Consider the following 16,511-nt stretch of genomic DNA (forward strand, 5'->3'; position numbering starts at 1 on the left):
ATGCCCAGTCATTTCTTCACCTGTGGAGCATTTTAAGTATGGCACGCGTAACTGTTCAGGACGCTGTAGAGAAAATTGGTAACCGTTTTGACCTGGTGCTGGTCGCCGCGCGTCGCGCTCGTCAGATGCAGGTAGGCGGTAAAGATCCGCTGGTACCGGAAGAAAACGATAAAACCACCGTTATTGCACTTCGCGAAATCGAAGAAGGTCTGATCAACAACCAGATCCTCGACGTGCGTGAGCGCCAGGAGCAGCAAGAGCAGGAAGCCGCAGAACTGCAGGCCGTAACCGCTATTGCTGAAGGTCGTCGTTAATTAAACCTGCGGGTCGCCCTTGTATCTGTTTGAAAGCCTGAATCAACTGATTCAAACCTACCTGCCTGAAGACCAGATTAAGCGTCTTCAGCAGGCGTATCTCGTTGCACGTGACGCTCACGAGGGCCAGACACGTTCAAGCGGTGAACCCTATATCACGCACCCGGTAGCGGTGGCCTGTATTCTGGCCGAGATGAAACTCGACTACGAAACGCTGATGGCCGCTCTGCTGCACGACGTGATCGAAGATACCCCTGCCACTTATCAGGACATGGAACAGCTGTTTGGCAAAAGCGTTGCCGAACTGGTGGAAGGGGTCTCTAAGCTTGATAAGCTGAATTTCCGCGACAAGAAAGAGGCGCAAGCCGAAAACTTCCGCAAGATGATTATGGCGATGGTGCAGGATATCCGCGTCATTCTCATCAAACTCGCTGACCGTACCCACAACATGCGCACGCTGGGCTCACTTCGCCCGGATAAACGTCGCCGCATTGCCCGTGAAACCCTCGAAATCTACAGCCCGCTGGCGCACCGTTTAGGTATTCATCACATTAAAACCGAGCTGGAAGAGCTGGGTTTTGAAGCGTTGTACCCGAACCGCTATCGCGTGATTAAAGAGGTGGTGAAAGCCGCACGCGGTAACCGTAAAGAGATGATTCAAAAAATCCTCTCGGAAATCGAAGGGCGCTTGCAGGAAGCGGGAATTCCGTGCCGCGTCAGCGGCCGCGAGAAACATTTGTACTCCATCTACTGCAAAATGGTGCTCAAAGAGCAGCGTTTTCACTCGATCATGGATATCTACGCCTTTCGCGTGATCGTCCACGACTCCGACACCTGCTATCGCGTGCTGGGGCAGATGCACAGCCTCTACAAACCGCGTCCGGGTCGCATGAAAGATTACATCGCCATTCCAAAAGCGAACGGCTATCAATCTTTGCACACCTCGATGATCGGGCCACACGGCGTGCCTGTTGAGGTGCAAATTCGCACCGAAGACATGGACCAGATGGCAGAGATGGGTGTTGCCGCACACTGGGCGTATAAAGAGCACGGTGGCGAAAGCAGCACGACCGCACAAATCCGCGCCCAGCGCTGGATGCAGAGCCTGCTGGAGCTTCAGCAGAGTGCGGGTAGCTCGTTTGAATTTATTGAGAGCGTTAAATCCGATCTCTTCCCGGATGAGATTTACGTTTTCACCCCAGAAGGTCGCATTGTCGAACTGCCTGCGGGCGCAACGCCGGTCGACTTCGCTTACGCCGTGCATACCGACATCGGACATGCCTGCGTCGGCGCGCGTGTCGACAGACAACCTTATCCGCTGTCTCAGCCGCTCTCCAGCGGCCAGACGGTAGAAATTATTACCGCGCCGGGCGCACGTCCGAACGCGGCCTGGCTGAACTTTGTTGTGAGCTCCAAAGCGCGCGCTAAAATTCGCCAGTTGCTGAAAAACCTCAAGCGTGATGATTCCGTCAGCCTGGGGCGTCGTCTGCTCAACCACGCGTTGGGCGGCAGCCGTAAGCTGGCTGAAATTCCGCAGGAGAACGTCCAGCGTGAGCTGGAGCGCATGAAGCTCGCGTCGCTTGACGATCTGCTGGCAGAGATTGGCCTCGGCAACGCCATGAGCGTGGTGGTGGCGAAGAACCTGCAGCAAGGCGACACAACAGCGGTGCCTGCAACGACGCAAAGCCACGGACACCTGCCGATTAAAGGCGCGGACGGGGTGCTGATCACCTTCGCAAAATGTTGCCGCCCAATTCCTGGCGACCCGATTATTGCGCACGTCAGCCCGGGTAAAGGGCTGGTTATCCACCACGAGTCCTGTCGAAACATTCGCGGCTACCAGAAAGAAGCCGAGAAGTTTATGGCGGTCGAGTGGGATAAAGAGACCGCGCAGGAATTTATCACCGAAATTAAGGTGGATATGTTCAACCACCAGGGTGCCCTGGCGAACCTGACGGCAGCGATCAACACGGCCTCGTCCAATATTCAGAGTCTGAATACGGAAGAAAAAGATGGTCGCGTGTACAGCGCCTTTATTCGTCTGACCGCCCGCGACCGCGTGCATCTGGCGAATATTATGCGCAAGATCCGCGTCATGCCGGACGTGATTAAAGTCACCCGAAACCGAAACTAGGTTTATGAATTCACAACGTTATGCACGTATCTGCGAAATGCTCGCCAGGCGTCAGCCTGACCTGACGGTCTGCATGGAGCAGGTGCATAAACCTCATAACGTCTCTGCTATCGTTCGTACCGCAGATGCCGTCGGTGTGCATGAAGTGCACGCCGTCTGGCCGGACGGCCGCATGCGCAATACGGTCTCGGCGGCGGCAGGCAGCAACAGCTGGGTGTCTGTCAAAAATCATCACACCATTGGCGAAGCCGTATCGCACCTGAAAGGGCGCGGGATGCAGATCCTTGCCACTAACCTGTCCGCTAAGGCCGTGGATTTCCGCGAGATCGACTACACCCGCCCGACCTGCATTTTGATGGGTCAGGAGAAAACCGGGATCACCCAGGAAGCGCTGGATCTGGCGGATCGGGACATCATCATTCCGATGATCGGCATGGTCCAGTCTCTCAACGTCTCCGTGGCGTCTGCGCTCATTTTGTATGAAGCGCAGCGCCAGCGTCAGAACGCCGGAATGTATGAGCGCAGCAACAGCATGCTGCCGGAAGATGAACAGCAGCGCCTGCTGTTTGAAGGTGGCTATCCGGTGCTGGCTCGCGTTGCGAAGCAGAAAAAATTGCCTTACCCCCACGTCAACGCGCAGGGCGAAATTGAAGCCAATGCCGAGTGGTGGGCCACCATGCAGTACGCCGGGTAAGCGATGAAAGGCCGCCTGCTGGATGCCATCCCGCTAAACAGCCTGACGGGCGTGGGCGCGGCGCAAAGCAATAAGCTGGCAAAAATTGGCCTGCACACCGTGCAGGATCTCCTGCTTCACCTCCCCCTGCGTTACGAAGACCGCACTCAGCTTTATAAGATTGGCGATCTCCTTCCCGCCATTTACGCCACCGTTGAAGGCGAAGTCCTGAACTGCAACATCACCTTCGGCGGACGCCGGATGATGACCTGCCAGATAAGCGACGGCACCGGTATTCTCACCATGCGTTTTTTCAACTTCAACGCGGCGATGAAAAACAGCCTGGCGACGGGCCGCAGGGTGCTGGCCTATGGCGAGGCCAAACGCGGGAAGTACGGCGCAGAGATGATCCACCCGGAGTACCGCGTACAGGGCGATCTCAGTACGCCGGAGCTGCAGGAGACGCTCACCCCGGTTTACCCGACGACGGAAGGCATCAAGCAGGCGACGCTGCGTAAACTCACCGATCAGGCGCTGGAGCTGCTGGATACTTGCGCTATCACCGAGCTGCTGCCGCCCGAGCTGGCGCAAGGTATGATGAGCCTGCCCGAGGCGCTGCGCACCATGCACCGCCCGCCGCCAACGCTACAGCTCAGCGATTTAGACAGCGGCAAACACCCCGCCCAACGGCGTCTTATCCTTGAGGAATTACTGGCGCATAACCTGAGCATGCTGGCACTTCGCGCTGGCGCACAGCGTTTCCATGCCCAGGCCTTAAGCCAGAATGATGAACTCAAAGATAAGCTGCTGGCCTCGCTGCCGTTTAAACCCACCGGCGCGCAGGCGCGCGTCACCGCCGAGATTGAACGCGATATGGCGCTCGACGTGCCGATGATGCGCCTGGTGCAGGGCGACGTGGGTTCCGGCAAAACGCTGGTTGCCGCCCTGGCGGCCCTGCGCGCGATTGCCCACGGCAAGCAGGTGGCGCTGATGGCGCCGACCGAGCTGCTGGCCGAACAGCACGCCAACAATTTCCGTGCCTGGTTTGCGCCGCTGGGGATTGAAGTGGGCTGGCTTGCCGGGAAGCAAAAAGGCAAAGCGCGCCTTGCGCAACAGGAGGCCATTGCCAGCGGGCAGGTGCAGATGATTGTCGGCACGCACGCCATCTTCCAGGAGCAGGTGCAGTTTAACGGTCTTGCGCTGGTGATTATCGACGAGCAGCACCGCTTCGGCGTGCATCAGCGTCTGGCACTGTGGGAGAAAGGCCTGCAGCAGGGCTTCCACCCGCATCAGCTGATCATGACCGCTACGCCGATTCCGCGCACCCTGGCGATGACCGCCTATGCCGATCTGGATACCTCCACCATCGACGAACTGCCGCCGGGCCGTACCCCGGTCACCACGGTCGCCATTCCTGACACGCGCCGCAGCGATATCATCGACCGCGTGCGCAACGCCTGCACCCACGAAGGCCGTCAGGCCTACTGGGTCTGTACGCTGATTGAAGAGTCTGAACTGCTGGAGGCGCAGGCTGCCGAAGCCACGTGGGAAGAGCTTAAGCTGGCGTTGCCGGAGCTGAACGTCGGTCTGGTGCACGGACGCATGAAGCCCGCCGAAAAACAGGCGGTGATGCAGTCGTTCAAACAAGGTGATTTGCATCTGCTGATCGCCACCACGGTGATCGAAGTCGGCGTGGACGTCCCGAATTCCAGCCTGATGATCATCGAAAACCCGGAGCGTCTCGGCCTTGCCCAGCTCCACCAGCTGCGCGGGCGCGTTGGTCGTGGCGCGGTGGCTTCCCACTGCGTACTGCTCTACAAAGCCCCGCTATCAAAAACAGCCCAAATGCGTCTGCAGGTGCTGCGCGACAGCAACGACGGTTTTGTGATTGCGCAAAAAGACCTGGAGATCCGCGGCCCGGGCGAACTACTGGGAACGCGCCAGACCGGGAACGCCGAATTCAAAGTGGCGGATTTGCTGCGCGATCAGGCGATGATCCCCGAAGTTCAGCGCCTGGCTCGCCATATTCATGAACGCTACCCCGAACAGGCGGCAGCGTTAATTGAGCGCTGGATGCCGGAAACCGAACGCTACTCCAACGCCTGATTTCAGGCAAACATCGGCAGCATCAGGTACAGCTTGATCACCAGCGCGTTGACAATATCAATGAAGAACGCCCCGACCATCGGGACCACCAGAAACGCCATGTGCGATGGCCCGAACCGTTCAGTGATCGCCTGCATGTTGGCGATAGCCGTTGGGGTAGCCCCCAGACCAAACCCGCAGTGACCCGCCGCCAGCACCGCCGCATCGTAGTTTTTACCCATCATGCGCCAAGTCACGAACATGGCGTACAGCGCCATAAACAGCGCCTGCACCGCCAGAATCGCCACCATCGGCAGGGCCAGCGAGGCCAGCTCCCACAGCTTGAGGCTCATCAGCGCCATCGCCAGGAACAGCGACAGGCAGACGTTGCCGAGCACCGATACCGCCCGTTCAAACACGCGGTAGAAGCCCATCAGCGCCAGACCGTTGCTCAGGATCACCCCGATAAACAGCACGCAAACAAACGTCGGCAGTTCAAACGCAGAGCCCGCCAGCCATTGCGCAACCACTTTGCCCACGGTCAGGCAGATGGCGATCATCGCGATGGTTTCAATCAGCACCAGCGAGGTAATGCTGCGCCCGACGTCCGGTTTTTCGAACGCGGTCGGGACCAGCTCATCGTCCGGTCTGCCGTTCGGTGTGGTGGAGTGCTTAACCAGATATCGCGCCACCGGACCGCCAATCAGGCCACCCAGCACCAGACCAAAGGTCGCACAGGCCATCGCCACTTCCGTCGCGTTTTCAAAACCGTAGCGCTCGACGAACAATTTACTCCACGCCGCCCCGGTACCGTGACCGCCTGACAGCGTAATCGACCCTGCCAGCAGCCCCATCAGCGGATCCAGCCCCAGCAGCGTTGCCATGCCGATGCCAATGGCGTTTTGCATCAGCAACAGCCCCACCACCACAATCAGGAATACGCCGAGCACTTTACCGCCCGAGCGCAGGCTCGCCAGATTGGCGTTCAGACCGATGGTGGCAAAGAAGGCCAGCATCAGCGGGTCTTTCAGGGACATATCAAAATCGATTTCCCAGCCCATGCTTTTTTTCAGTATCAGCAGGGCCAGCGCCACCAGCAGGCCACCGGCGACAGGTTCAGGAATGGTGTATTTCTTCAGAAGGGAAACGCTATGTACCAGCTTACGGCCAAGCAGTAAGACCAGCGTTGCGGCAACAAGTGTCGACAACGTATCGAGATGAATCATGGAAGGCTCCTGTTTTGCGCGTGTTCCATACACACGCGGCGTTATCCTGGGCCGGTTTGCGCTCGTCATGAGCTCCCGGCGCAAAAAGTGTAATTTTTTTTCCCGATGGGGAGTAGAAAACCTGCGCGCAGCGGCAGAATTTCTTCCCTTTTTTTGCTGGCAATCGTTTGCTTTTACCAGGTGGTCAGATAAAATGCCCGCTTTTCCACCGTGGGATTGCCGCCGATGTCCGTTAACACCATAGAGTCGCCTGATGCGCAACCGATTGCGCAGAAGCAAAATAGCGAACTGATTTACCGCCTTGAAGACCGCCCGCCGCTGCCGCAAACGCTTTTCGCCGCCTGTCAGCATCTTCTGGCGATGTTTGTTGCGGTGATCACCCCGGCGCTGCTGATCTGCCAGGCGCTCGGTTTACCGGCGCAGGACACGCAGCACATTATCAGCATGTCTCTTTTTGCGTCCGGCGTCGCCTCTATTATTCAAATTAAAGCCTGGGGTCCGGTAGGGTCGGGATTATTGTCGATTCAGGGCACCAGCTTTAACTTCGTGGCACCGCTAATCATGGGCGGTACGGCGCTGAAAACCGGTGGGGCGGATGTTCCAACCATGATGGCGGCGCTTTTCGGCACGCTGATGCTGGCCAGCTGCACGGAGATGGTCATCTCCCGCGTTCTGCATCTGGCTCGCCGCGTCATCACCCCGCTGGTTTCCGGCGTGGTCGTAATGATTATCGGCCTGTCGCTGATTCAGGTGGGCCTGACGTCCATCGGTGGCGGTTATGCGGCAATGAGCGACCACACCTTCGGCGCACCGAAAAACCTGCTGCTGGCAGGCGTGGTGTTGGCAATCATCATTCTGCTTAACCGTCAGCGTAACCCTTACCTGCGCGTGGCCTCGCTGGTTATCGCGATGGCGGCCGGTTACCTGATGGCCTGGGCGCTGGATATGCTGCCGCAAAATACCGCACCGACGAATGCCGCGCTGATCACTATCCCAACGCCGCTCTATTACGGACTGGGCATTGACTGGGGCCTGCTGCTGCCGCTGATGCTGGTCTTTATGATCACCTCTCTGGAGACCATCGGCGACATCACCGCTACCTCGGACGTCTCTGAGCAGCCGGTGTCCGGTCCGCTGTACATGAAGCGCCTGAAAGGCGGCGTGCTGGCGAACGGACTGAACTCGTTTGTCTCTGCCGTATTCAACACCTTCCCGAACTCCTGCTTCGGTCAGAACAACGGCGTGATCCAGCTGACCGGCGTGGCCAGCCGCTACGTCGGGTTTGTGGTGGCGCTGATGCTGATCGTCCTCGGCCTGTTCCCGGCGGTAAGCGGCTTTGTGCAGCACATCCCTGAGCCGGTGCTGGGCGGCGCGACGCTGGTGATGTTCGGCACTATCGCGGCCTCCGGCGTGCGTATCGTCTCCCGCGAGCCGCTGAACCGCCGCGCGATCATGATTATCGCCCTGTCGCTGGCGGTCGGTCTGGGCGTTTCTCAGCAGCCGCTGATCCTGCAGTTTGCGCCTGACTGGGTGAAAAACCTGCTCTCTTCCGGCATTGCCGCGGGCGGTATCACCGCTATCGTTCTGAACCTCGTTTTCCCGCCTGAGAAAAATTGATTTCTCTCACGGCAGGCTGTCAAGGCCTGCCGTGACATCTCTTTACACCATTCCCGCCTTGAGCATTGCGCATAAATCGTGCATAACTCCCTTATGTACGTTTTGCGGGATGGAAGACCATGAAATTTATTGGAAAGCTGATCATCTATCTTCTGTTAGCTCTGCTTGTGGTAGCGCTGGCATTCTATATTTTGCTCCAGACCCGCTGGGGCGCGTCGCAGGTCAGCAATTGGGTTACGGTAAATACCGATTACGAACTCAACTTTGACCTGATGGATCACCGCTTTTCATCCCCTTCTCACCTCATTCTGGAAAATGTCACCTTTGGTCGTGACGGCAAACCCGCCACCCTGGTGGCCAAAAAAGTCGATATCGGTTTAAGCAGCCGTCAGGTAACCGATCCGCTGCATATGGACACCATTACCCTGTTCGATGGCACGCTGAACCTCTCTCCGCAAACCGCGCCGCTGCCTTTCCAGGCGGACCGTTTGCAGCTAAACAACATGGCCTTTAACAGCCCGAATACCGAATGGGACCTGAGCGCGCAGAAAGTCACAGGCGGCGTCAGTCCGTGGCAGCCAGAGGCGGGCAACGTGCTGGGCAAAAATGCGCAGATCCAGATGAGCGCAGGCTCGCTCACCCTGAACGGCGTCCCGGCCAGCAACGTCCTGATTCAGGGACAGCTCAACGGTAAAGAGGTGGTGCTGAGCACCATTGGCGCGGATATGGCGCGCGGCTCGCTCACCGGCTCCGCCCTGCGTAACGCTGACGGCAGCTGGATTATCGACAGCATGCGTCTGAATGAGATCCGCCTGCAAAGTGATAAATCGCTGATGGATTTCTTTGCTCCCATCACCACGCTCCCTTCCCTGCAGATTGGTCGGCTGGAGGTGACCGACGCACGCCTGCAGGGGCCGGACTGGGCGGTGACCGATCTCGATTTAAGCCTGCGCAACCTGACGCTCAGCAAAGGCGACTGGCAGAGCCAGGAAGGGCGTTTGTCTATGAACGCGAGCGAGTTTATCTACGGCTCGCTACATCTGTTCGACCCGATCCTGAACGCGGAATTCTCCCCGCAGGGTATCGCGCTGCGCCAGTTCACCTCTCGCTGGGAAGGCGGGATGGTACGCACCTCCGGCAACTGGCTGCGCGACGGCAAAGCGCTGGTGCTGGATGATGCCGCCATCGCCGGGCTGGAATACACCCTGCCTGAAAACTGGAAAACGCTGTGGATGGATCCCCTGCCGGAATGGCTGAACAGCGTGACGCTAAAAAAATTCGGCCTGAGCCGCAACCTGGTGATCGACATCGATCCCGCCTTCCCGTGGCAGATCACCTCTCTGGACGGCTATGGCGCAAACCTGCAGCTGGCGAAAGATCGCCAGTGGGGCGTCTGGGGCGGCAGCGCAACATTGAACGGTGCGGCCGCGACCTTTAACCGCGTGGACGTGCGCCGTCCGTCGCTCGCGCTGAATGCGAACGCCGCCACGGTGAACATTACCGACCTGAGCGCCTTTACCGAGAAAGGTATTCTTGAAGCCACGGCAACGGTTTCACAGCTTCCACAGCGGCAGACCACGGTGAGCCTGAACGGGCGCGGCGTGCCGCTCAACGTGCTGCAGCAGTGGGGCTGGCCTGCGCTGCCGATTACGGGTGACGGCAATATTCAGCTCACCGCCAGCGGTAGCGTGCAGGCAAATGCCCCGCTGAAGCCGACGGTGAATGCGAAGCTGAGCGCGGTAAATATGGATAAACAGCAGGTGCAGCAGACGATGACGAGCGGTATGGTTTCAACACCGGTGCAATAAACAAGCCGGGTGGCGGCTTCGCCTTACCCGGCCTACGAGGTTTTGGTTCCCTCTCCCCGTGGGAGAGGGTCAGGGTGAGGGCATCAGAGCGCACAATTATCGTAGGCCCGGTAAGCGAAGCGCCACCGGGCATTTTTTACAGCTCAGAGGTGAACCACCACCTCATCCCCCTCTGCTTTCACCACTACACCCCACTCGCTGCCAGCATGTGTACCACCTTTCACGCCGCTCACCTTCTGTACATTGCGCAAGCACACTGACCAGTTTTGCGCGTCTCCCTCGCCGGTAAAGGTCACGATGTCGCCCTGACGTGACGCCTTCAGCGTAAACGCCACGGAGCCGTCCGCCGCGGGCACTTCGCTCACCGCCGTTGCGCCGTCGTCCAGGTTAAACAGCTGGAAGGCCGTCCCCGCGTTCCACGCGTAGTCCGGCTTCTGGTTATTGTTACCCAGCGCCAACAGCGTGTTATCGCGCACGTAGACCGGCAGACTCATGAAATCGTGCTGCTGCTTATGCCAGCGGCTGCCCTGAATTTCGTCGTTGTGCCACAGGTGCGTCCAGCGACCTTCCGGCAGGTAGAACTGCACGTCGCCCGCCTCGGAGAACACCGGCGCAACCATCACCGAATCCCCCAGCATGTACTGGCGGTCGAGATAATCGCATGCCGGATCGTCCGGGAACTCCAGCATCATCGCCCGCAGCATCGGCGTGCCGAACTCGCGGGCCAGCGCCGCCTGACGATACAGATACGGCATCAGCTGACACTTCAGCTGCGTGAAGTGGCGCACCACGTCGCAGGACTCGTCATCGTACGCCCACGGCACGCGGTAGGATTTGCTACCGTGAAGGCGGCTGTGGCTGGAGAACAGCCCGAACGCGCACCAGCGTTTGTAGACGTGCGCCGGGGCGGTGTTTTCGAATCCGCCGATATCGTGGCTCCAGAACCCGAAGCCGGACAGGCCAATCGACAGCCCCCCACGCAGGCTTTCAGCCATCGATTCGTAGTTGGCGTAGCAGTCGCCGCCCCAGTGTACCGGGAACTGCTGCGCCCCCACGGACGCGGAGCGGGCAAACAGCACCGCCTCTTCTTCCCCCACCGTCTCTTTCAGCACGTTCCACACCAGCTCGTTATAGATGTAGGCGTAGTGGTTGTGCATCTTCTGCGGTTCGGACCCGTCGAACCACTGCACGTCCGTCGGGATACGCTCGCCGAAGTCGGTCTTGAAGCAGTCGACGCCGATGTCCACCAGGCCTTTCAGCTTGTCGGCATACCACTGGCACGCTTCCGGGTTGGTGAAGTCATAAATCGCCAGCCCCGGCTGCCATTTGTCCCATTGCCACAGGGAGCCGTCCGGGCGCTTGAGCAGGTAGCCCTTCTCTTTCAGTTCCCGGAAGATCGGGGATTTCTGGCCGATGTACGGGTTAATCCACACGCAGACCTTCAGCCCTTTCTCTTTCAGGCGGCGGATCATCCCTTCCGGGTCCGGGAAGGTCACCGGGTCCCACTCAAAATCGCACCACTGGAAGGCCTTCATCCAGAAGCAGTCGAAGTGGAACACGTGCAGCGGCAGGTCGCGCTCGGCCATGCCGTCGATAAAGCTGTTTACCGTCGCTTCGTCGTAGTTGGTGGTGAACGAGGTGGTCAGCCACAGGCCGAACGACCAGGCAGGCGGCAGCGCCGGGCGCCCGGTGAACTGTGTATAGCGGTTCAGCACCTCTTTCGACGTCGGGCCGTCGATCACGAAGTACTCGAGATATTCTCCTTCCACGCTGAACTGCACTTTGGAGACCTTCTCGGAGCCGACTTCAAACGAGACGTTTTCCGGGTGATTCACCAGCACGCCGTAGCCGCGGTTGGTCAGGTAGAACGGGATGTTTTTGTAGGACTGCTCGGTGCTGGTGCCGCCGTCGCGGTTCCAGGTTTCGACCGTCTGGCCGTTGCGCACCAGCGCGGTAAAGCGCTCGCCCAGGCCGTAGACCGTTTCCCCCACGCCCAGATCCAGACGTTCGAACACGTAATTGCGGTCGGTGTTGCTGTCCTGCACGTAGCCGTTGTTTTTCAGCTGGCTGCCGGTAATGCGCTGGCCGTTGCGCAGGAAATCCAGCGCCCAGAACTCGCCTTTGGTAACGCGCACGCTAACGCTGCCGCTTTTTAGCTCGGCAAATTCGGCGTTGTTTTCAATCTCAACTTTTACATCCTTCAGAACGTTCAGCGGATAGTGCGGACCGTTATTCAGCGCGCCCTGGAAGTGCTCGATGCGCACCCCGACAATTCCCTCCTGCGGGGCAAACAGGCGCACCGTGAACATCAACGTGTCGAGCTGCCAGGTGCGTTCGCGCACGTCGCGCGGCGCCACAAACACGACCAGGTCATTGCCCTGCTGCTCCACGTCGAACACCTGAACCGGATACGTCACGTTCAGGCCCGGTTGAATGAGCCAGTTCCCATCACTGATTTTCATACTCTCGTCCTCTTAGTTCTGTAGTTCTTTGCTGACCGGCAGGTTTTCAAACTCCTGCTGATTGCGGCGCGCGCCCTGCGCCAGCTCGCCCAGGATTTTGGTCAGGAAGGGGGTTTTTAGCGTGTAGTAGCGTTTGGCGATAATAGCGCTCAGCACGTAGCAGACCGCCGGGGCCAGGGTAAACAGGCCGATAATGATGCTGATGGTCGCGCTGTTCTGGGTTTTGGCTGCCGCGTCGTAGCCGCCACCTGCCAGCATCCAGCCGATCATCGCCCCGCCCAGCGCCAGGCCGAGCTTCAGCACGAACAGCGTGCCCGCAAAGCTGATGCCGGTCAGGCGCTTGCCGTTGGTCCATTCGCCGTAGTCGACGGTATCGGACATCATCACCCACTGGATCGGCGTCACCAGCTGGTGCAGCACGCCGATGACGAAGATAAAGGCGAACATCAGCACGGTGGCGTGCATCGGGACGAAGAACATCGCCACGCTGACCACCGCCAGCGCGGCGTTGGTCCACCAGAAGATGCTGACCTTGCACTTCCAGTCGGTGAGCGGTTTCGCCAGCGCGGAGCCGATCAGGTTGCCGACGCAGTAGGTGGTGAGGAACGCGACGAACACCTCCGGCGAGCCCATGATCCAGGTGCAGTAGTACATCATCGCGCCGCCGCGCACGCAGACGGCGAGGATGTTGAGGATGGTCAGCACGCCGACGATGCGCCACTGGTCGTTGTGCCAGATGTCGCGCAGGTCTTCCCGCATGGACGTGGTGCTCGGCGGCACCTGGATGCGCTCTTTGGTGGTAAAGAAGCAGAACGCCAGCATCAGGAACGCGACCACCGACAGCACGGCGATCCCGCCCTGGAAGCCGAACGCCTTATCGTCGCCGCCAATGAGGTTCACCAGCGGCATCATCAGCACCGTGGAGAGCATGCCGCCCGCCGTCGCCAGCACGAAGCGCCAGGACTGAAGGGAGATACGCTGCGTCGGGTCGTTGGTGATCACGCCACCGAGCGCGCAGTAGGGGATATTGACCACGGTATAGAGCAGGGTCAGCAGGGTGTAAGTCACGGCGGCGTAAACCATTTTGCCGTTGAGGCTGAGGTCCGGCGTGGTGTAGGCCAGTACGCAGACGATACCGAACGGGATGGCACCAAACAAAATCCATGGACGGAACTTGCCCCAGCGGCTGCGGGTGCGATCAGCAATCAGACCCATGCACGGGTCGGAGATCGCATCCAGCGCGCGCGCCAGCAGGAACATGGTGCCGACAAACCCGGCGGGAATGCCGAAAATATCGGTGTAGAAAAACATCATGTATAACATGACGTTATCAAAAATGATGTGGCTGGCGGCATCTCCCATGCCGTAGCCAATCTTCTCTTTTACTGACAATACTTCGCTCATCTTTTTTTATCCTTCACGCTGTTGGGGGCGCTGAGACCGGTTGCATTGGTTTTAAACCATTGTTTCAAAGGCGGGTATTGCGTTTTCTGGTTAGCAGATTACGTTTCTTGTTTTTTGTGATCGCGGTAAATGTTGAGAGCACGAGGGGCTAACATGAGGATTTTCTTAGGAATTAACTGAAACAGGGGGGTACAGGTCAAAAGAGAGGTGAAAAAAGTGGTGTGGGGTATGTGGTAAATGTCTGAAAGTAGCTATAATGCGCCCCGCCTCCATGTAGCAATCGAGGCGCGGAAGATCGTCATCTCCGGTGAGGTGGCTGGACTTCAAATCCAGTTGGGGACGCCAGCGTTCCCGGGCAGGTTCGACTCCTGTGATCTTCCGCCAAAAATGCTCATCTACCAACCATGAGTAAGCCTATCGTATAAGCATGCTAACTTCCTAAAATAACTTGAATAGCTTGAGTTTTCATTATTAAGTTTTTCTTGATGTTGAATGAGGAAATCCTTCGCTACAGCCAACTCTAATTTATCCCAAAGGAATGGAAGATAAATCGCGGCCGACTCCGGTGTCGAATGATTAATAATATATGAAGTATCTTTATCCTTAAATTTCTTAACAAAAGTTCTCAAATAATTTGAAGACTGATAGTTAATAGCTGTCCGATTCACCCATTTATCTAACGGTAAGCCAGAATCTATATACTCTTTCTGATTTTTGATACCAATACTGGAAAGATATTTAAACACTACAATATTTTGACTATATCTACCCGCTGATGGAATTACACTTCCAATTATACCATTTGGATCATAGCTTTTATTATCATGCAGTAAGTCATCAAATAAGTCTATGCTGCTTATTTGAGTATAACCACAGTTCCCAACTTCAATTTCTTTTCTCTTTGCTTCGGCAACTCCCACACCGACTATGAATTCAACATCAGCATGTTTTTCTACTTCATCTATATCTACAACACAAATCTTTTTTTCAGGCTCATTAGATTGAACTAAATTGTAAAGCTGCTCCTTACAATACCTTAAAATTCGTGCTGGAATTTTTCTTTTATTTTCATCAATTGATTCAAATATCGGAATAAAGTCATCCGTCCTTATTAAGGTTATTGGGATTTGAACGCCATCAATTGATGTGTAAGTGTTTGATATGGAGCAGTCGGTTAAGCCCTCATCTCTTTCAACAAAAATTAGATTATGCTGAAATTGTTCGACATTTTGTGGACCAATACATGTTGATATAGCGCTTAGCAAGGACGTAATGTTTTTATCCGACAGTGAATAACCTATAAAAACCACAGGGTGTTCAACAAAAATAGTTATTAACTTCGCTGCAAGATACGGGTTTTTCAAATTAAACTCATGATAATCCGTATCGGTCATAATTAGTGACTTTGGCTTATGGGCGCTTCCGTGTATTTTATAAATTTCAGCTATTGACTGAGGATTTGAGAATAACAACTCATTTTGGCCTGTATAAACTTTGTAATCTGGAAATAGCTGTTCCAAGAAACAGTCCCAGTTTGTCGTAATTATCCCATCAACATTTAAATTTGAAAGCAATTTTATTTCATTGTAATAATTACTTTCAGCAAGAGAAACATCGAGTGCATTTGTTAAAAATTCACAAATTTCAAAACGCAGTGCGGATGTTTTATCAACTACCTTCTTATGGTACTTTTCCCTACTACTTGCAAAACGAGCATCCTGCCACCATTCTTGATTAAAGTCTTCTGCAATAAGCCTTGCAGCAGTTGGATAAGTAGAGTCACCAGTAGCCAAATAAAACTCGAACGGTTTACCAAAAATGCAATATTTTTCTAGAAGGGACTTCCAATCACATAATCCTAGATATCTTCTAGAAAAACCTGATCCTATAAATAAAAACGGACCTGCATTACGCGACTTAAAAATTGCTGTTAATTGTGTCTTAAGCTCTAGATTATTCATTTCATAATCCAAATAAATTATTAGGTTATTGAAATAGGCATTATTTTACAGGGATTATGCCTTTGCGTGTCAGCTCATCACGACCTAAAGTTTTCAACCAATTTCCCAAACTCATCCCTTCAGACTTCGCAGCTTCCTCAAATTGCGCCTTCAACTCCGGCGTAATACGAATCTGAAAAGTTGGTGCTTTTCCGGATTTAGATTTGTTAGGGTCGCGTTTAGCTGTTGACATGTACGTACCTACGAGAGCAAGATATCTTCGCTGAGGTACGTACCTTAACATACGAAAACCTCAAATTGAAACGCCCCCGCCAGGTACTCGCAATACCGGACGAGAGCTAACCTCACCAACTATCAAGGAGTTGATTATGGCTGACTCGCATTCTACCCCAGACACCGACCAATCCGGAACCGAGCGTTCGTTAATTGTGGGATACCGCCCGAATGTTTTCGACAAATCCACGCCGAAAATCATCCTTTCCGGCAAATGGCTGCGCGCGGCGGGTTTTGATACCGGACAGCAGGTTACGGTAAAGGTGATGAAAGGGTGCATCGTTCTGGTGGCGTATAACGAGCAGGAGCAAAGGATTCTGGACGATTACAAACGCACTAAAGCAAAGTTATGCCAGATCGAGAGCACGCTGGCGAGCCTGCATTTATCATAACCGTTCCCGCTGTTATCAAGTTGGCTGCTGGGCATGCAGCCAACATAAAACACATTATGGAATGCCAAATTTCTTCCATAACATCTAAAAAGCAATCGAACCCAACATGTAATGCTAACTTACAAGTTCAATATTTGATGACATTCATCATTTCAATACCTG

12 protein-coding genes and 1 tRNA gene are annotated in these 16,511 nt (G+C 55.7%); 8 read left to right on the plus strand and 5 right to left on the minus strand.

Annotation, left to right across the window (positions count from 1 at the left end):
- Positions 1-38: 38 nt before the first annotated feature.
- From rpoZ to recG, 4 genes are read left to right on the plus strand one after another with little or no spacing between them, the layout of a single operon-like run.
- Entirely contained in the window at positions 39-314 is a 276-nt protein-coding gene (rpoZ, locus tag AC2T6E_RS17060; RefSeq protein ID WP_000135058.1) for a DNA-directed RNA polymerase subunit omega, read from the plus strand.
- A gap of 19 nt (positions 315-333) precedes the next feature.
- The gene (spoT, locus tag AC2T6E_RS17065) at positions 334-2,448 is read left to right on the plus strand and encodes a bifunctional GTP diphosphokinase/guanosine-3',5'-bis pyrophosphate 3'-pyrophosphohydrolase (RefSeq protein ID WP_023309883.1); all 2,115 of its coding nucleotides are present in this window, start codon (positions 334-336) and stop codon (positions 2,446-2,448) included.
- 4 nt (positions 2,449-2,452) lie between these two features.
- Entirely contained in the window at positions 2,453-3,142 is a 690-nt protein-coding gene (trmH, locus tag AC2T6E_RS17070) for a tRNA (guanosine(18)-2'-O)-methyltransferase TrmH (RefSeq protein WP_126815722.1), read from the plus strand.
- A gap of 3 nt (positions 3,143-3,145) precedes the next feature.
- Positions 3,146-5,227 carry an ATP-dependent DNA helicase RecG gene (recG, locus tag AC2T6E_RS17075; RefSeq protein ID WP_214606063.1) on the plus strand — a complete coding sequence of 694 codons (2,082 nt, stop codon included), beginning with the start codon at positions 3,146-3,148 and terminating at the stop codon, positions 5,225-5,227.
- 2 nt (positions 5,228-5,229) lie between these two features.
- Here recG and gltS read toward each other — a convergent pair whose 3' ends face one another.
- Positions 5,230-6,432: a sodium/glutamate symporter gene (gltS, locus tag AC2T6E_RS17080; RefSeq protein ID WP_108417283.1), complete on the minus strand. Its 1,203-nt coding sequence runs from the start codon at positions 6,430-6,432 to the stop codon at positions 5,230-5,232.
- A gap of 225 nt (positions 6,433-6,657) precedes the next feature.
- On the opposite strand from gltS, the gene AC2T6E_RS17085 reads away from it, so the two are divergent.
- Together AC2T6E_RS17085 and AC2T6E_RS17090 are read left to right on the plus strand one after the other, a co-directional pair.
- Entirely contained in the window at positions 6,658-8,049 is a 1,392-nt protein-coding gene (locus AC2T6E_RS17085) for a nucleobase:cation symporter-2 family protein (RefSeq protein ID WP_042714436.1), read from the plus strand.
- 119 nt (positions 8,050-8,168) lie between these two features.
- Positions 8,169-9,857, plus strand: a complete 1,689-nt coding sequence (locus AC2T6E_RS17090; RefSeq protein WP_486692587.1) for an AsmA family protein — start codon at positions 8,169-8,171, stop codon at positions 9,855-9,857.
- Positions 9,858-10,000: 143 nt separating this feature from the next.
- Here AC2T6E_RS17090 and yicI read toward each other — a convergent pair whose 3' ends face one another.
- Entirely contained in the window at positions 10,001-12,319 is a 2,319-nt protein-coding gene (gene yicI, locus AC2T6E_RS17095; RefSeq protein WP_486692589.1) for an alpha-xylosidase, read from the minus strand.
- A 12-nt stretch (positions 12,320-12,331) separates the two neighbouring features.
- Positions 12,332-13,723, minus strand: coding sequence for a glycoside-pentoside-hexuronide family transporter (locus AC2T6E_RS17100; protein WP_059310318.1), 1,392 nt, complete (start codon positions 13,721-13,723; stop codon positions 12,332-12,334).
- Between the two features lie 289 nt (positions 13,724-14,012).
- On the opposite strand from AC2T6E_RS17100, the gene AC2T6E_RS17105 reads away from it, so the two are divergent.
- Positions 14,013-14,107 (plus strand) — tRNA-Sec (locus AC2T6E_RS17105).
- An 11-nt stretch (positions 14,108-14,118) separates the two neighbouring features.
- On the opposite strand, the gene AC2T6E_RS17110 is transcribed toward AC2T6E_RS17105, so the two are convergent.
- Both AC2T6E_RS17110 and AC2T6E_RS17115 read right to left on the minus strand, forming a co-directional pair.
- Positions 14,119-15,684 carry an SIR2 family protein gene (locus tag AC2T6E_RS17110; protein ID WP_486692592.1) on the minus strand — a complete coding sequence of 522 codons (1,566 nt, stop codon included), beginning with the start codon at positions 15,682-15,684 and terminating at the stop codon, positions 14,119-14,121.
- Between the two features lie 40 nt (positions 15,685-15,724).
- On the minus strand, positions 15,725-15,916 hold the full coding sequence (locus tag AC2T6E_RS17115; RefSeq protein WP_333079876.1) for a toxin-antitoxin system HicB family antitoxin: 192 nt from the start codon (positions 15,914-15,916) through the stop codon (positions 15,725-15,727).
- Positions 15,917-16,052: 136 nt separating this feature from the next.
- Here AC2T6E_RS17115 and AC2T6E_RS17120 point away from each other — a divergent pair, with 136 nt between their 5' ends.
- Entirely contained in the window at positions 16,053-16,349 is a 297-nt protein-coding gene (locus AC2T6E_RS17120; protein ID WP_486692595.1) for a SymE family type I addiction module toxin, read from the plus strand.
- Positions 16,350-16,511: the final 162 nt, after the last annotated feature.

This window comes from Enterobacter sp. B79-1 (assembly GCF_057444735.1).

What these genes read in the sequence shown, in the direction of transcription:
- rpoZ (WP_000135058.1), top strand. Translation starts at nt 39, where the DNA reads ATGGCACGCGTAACTGTTCAGGACGCTGTAGAGAAAATTGGTAACCGT.
- AC2T6E_RS17110 (WP_486692592.1), bottom strand. Translation starts at nt 15,684, where the DNA reads ATGAATAATCTAGAGCTTAAGACACAATTAACAGCAATTTTTAAGTCG.
- trmH (WP_126815722.1), top strand. Translation starts at nt 2,453, where the DNA reads ATGAATTCACAACGTTATGCACGTATCTGCGAAATGCTCGCCAGGCGT.
- yicI (WP_486692589.1), bottom strand. Translation starts at nt 12,319, where the DNA reads ATGAAAATCAGTGATGGGAACTGGCTCATTCAACCGGGCCTGAACGTG.
- recG (WP_214606063.1), top strand. Translation starts at nt 3,146, where the DNA reads ATGAAAGGCCGCCTGCTGGATGCCATCCCGCTAAACAGCCTGACGGGC.
- AC2T6E_RS17115 (WP_333079876.1), bottom strand. Translation starts at nt 15,916, where the DNA reads ATGTCAACAGCTAAACGCGACCCTAACAAATCTAAATCCGGAAAAGCA.
- AC2T6E_RS17120 (WP_486692595.1), top strand. Translation starts at nt 16,053, where the DNA reads ATGGCTGACTCGCATTCTACCCCAGACACCGACCAATCCGGAACCGAG.
- gltS (WP_108417283.1), bottom strand. Translation starts at nt 6,432, where the DNA reads ATGATTCATCTCGATACGTTGTCGACACTTGTTGCCGCAACGCTGGTC.
- AC2T6E_RS17100 (WP_059310318.1), bottom strand. Translation starts at nt 13,723, where the DNA reads ATGAGCGAAGTATTGTCAGTAAAAGAGAAGATTGGCTACGGCATGGGA.
- AC2T6E_RS17085 (WP_042714436.1), top strand. Translation starts at nt 6,658, where the DNA reads ATGTCCGTTAACACCATAGAGTCGCCTGATGCGCAACCGATTGCGCAG.
- AC2T6E_RS17090 (WP_486692587.1), top strand. Translation starts at nt 8,169, where the DNA reads ATGAAATTTATTGGAAAGCTGATCATCTATCTTCTGTTAGCTCTGCTT.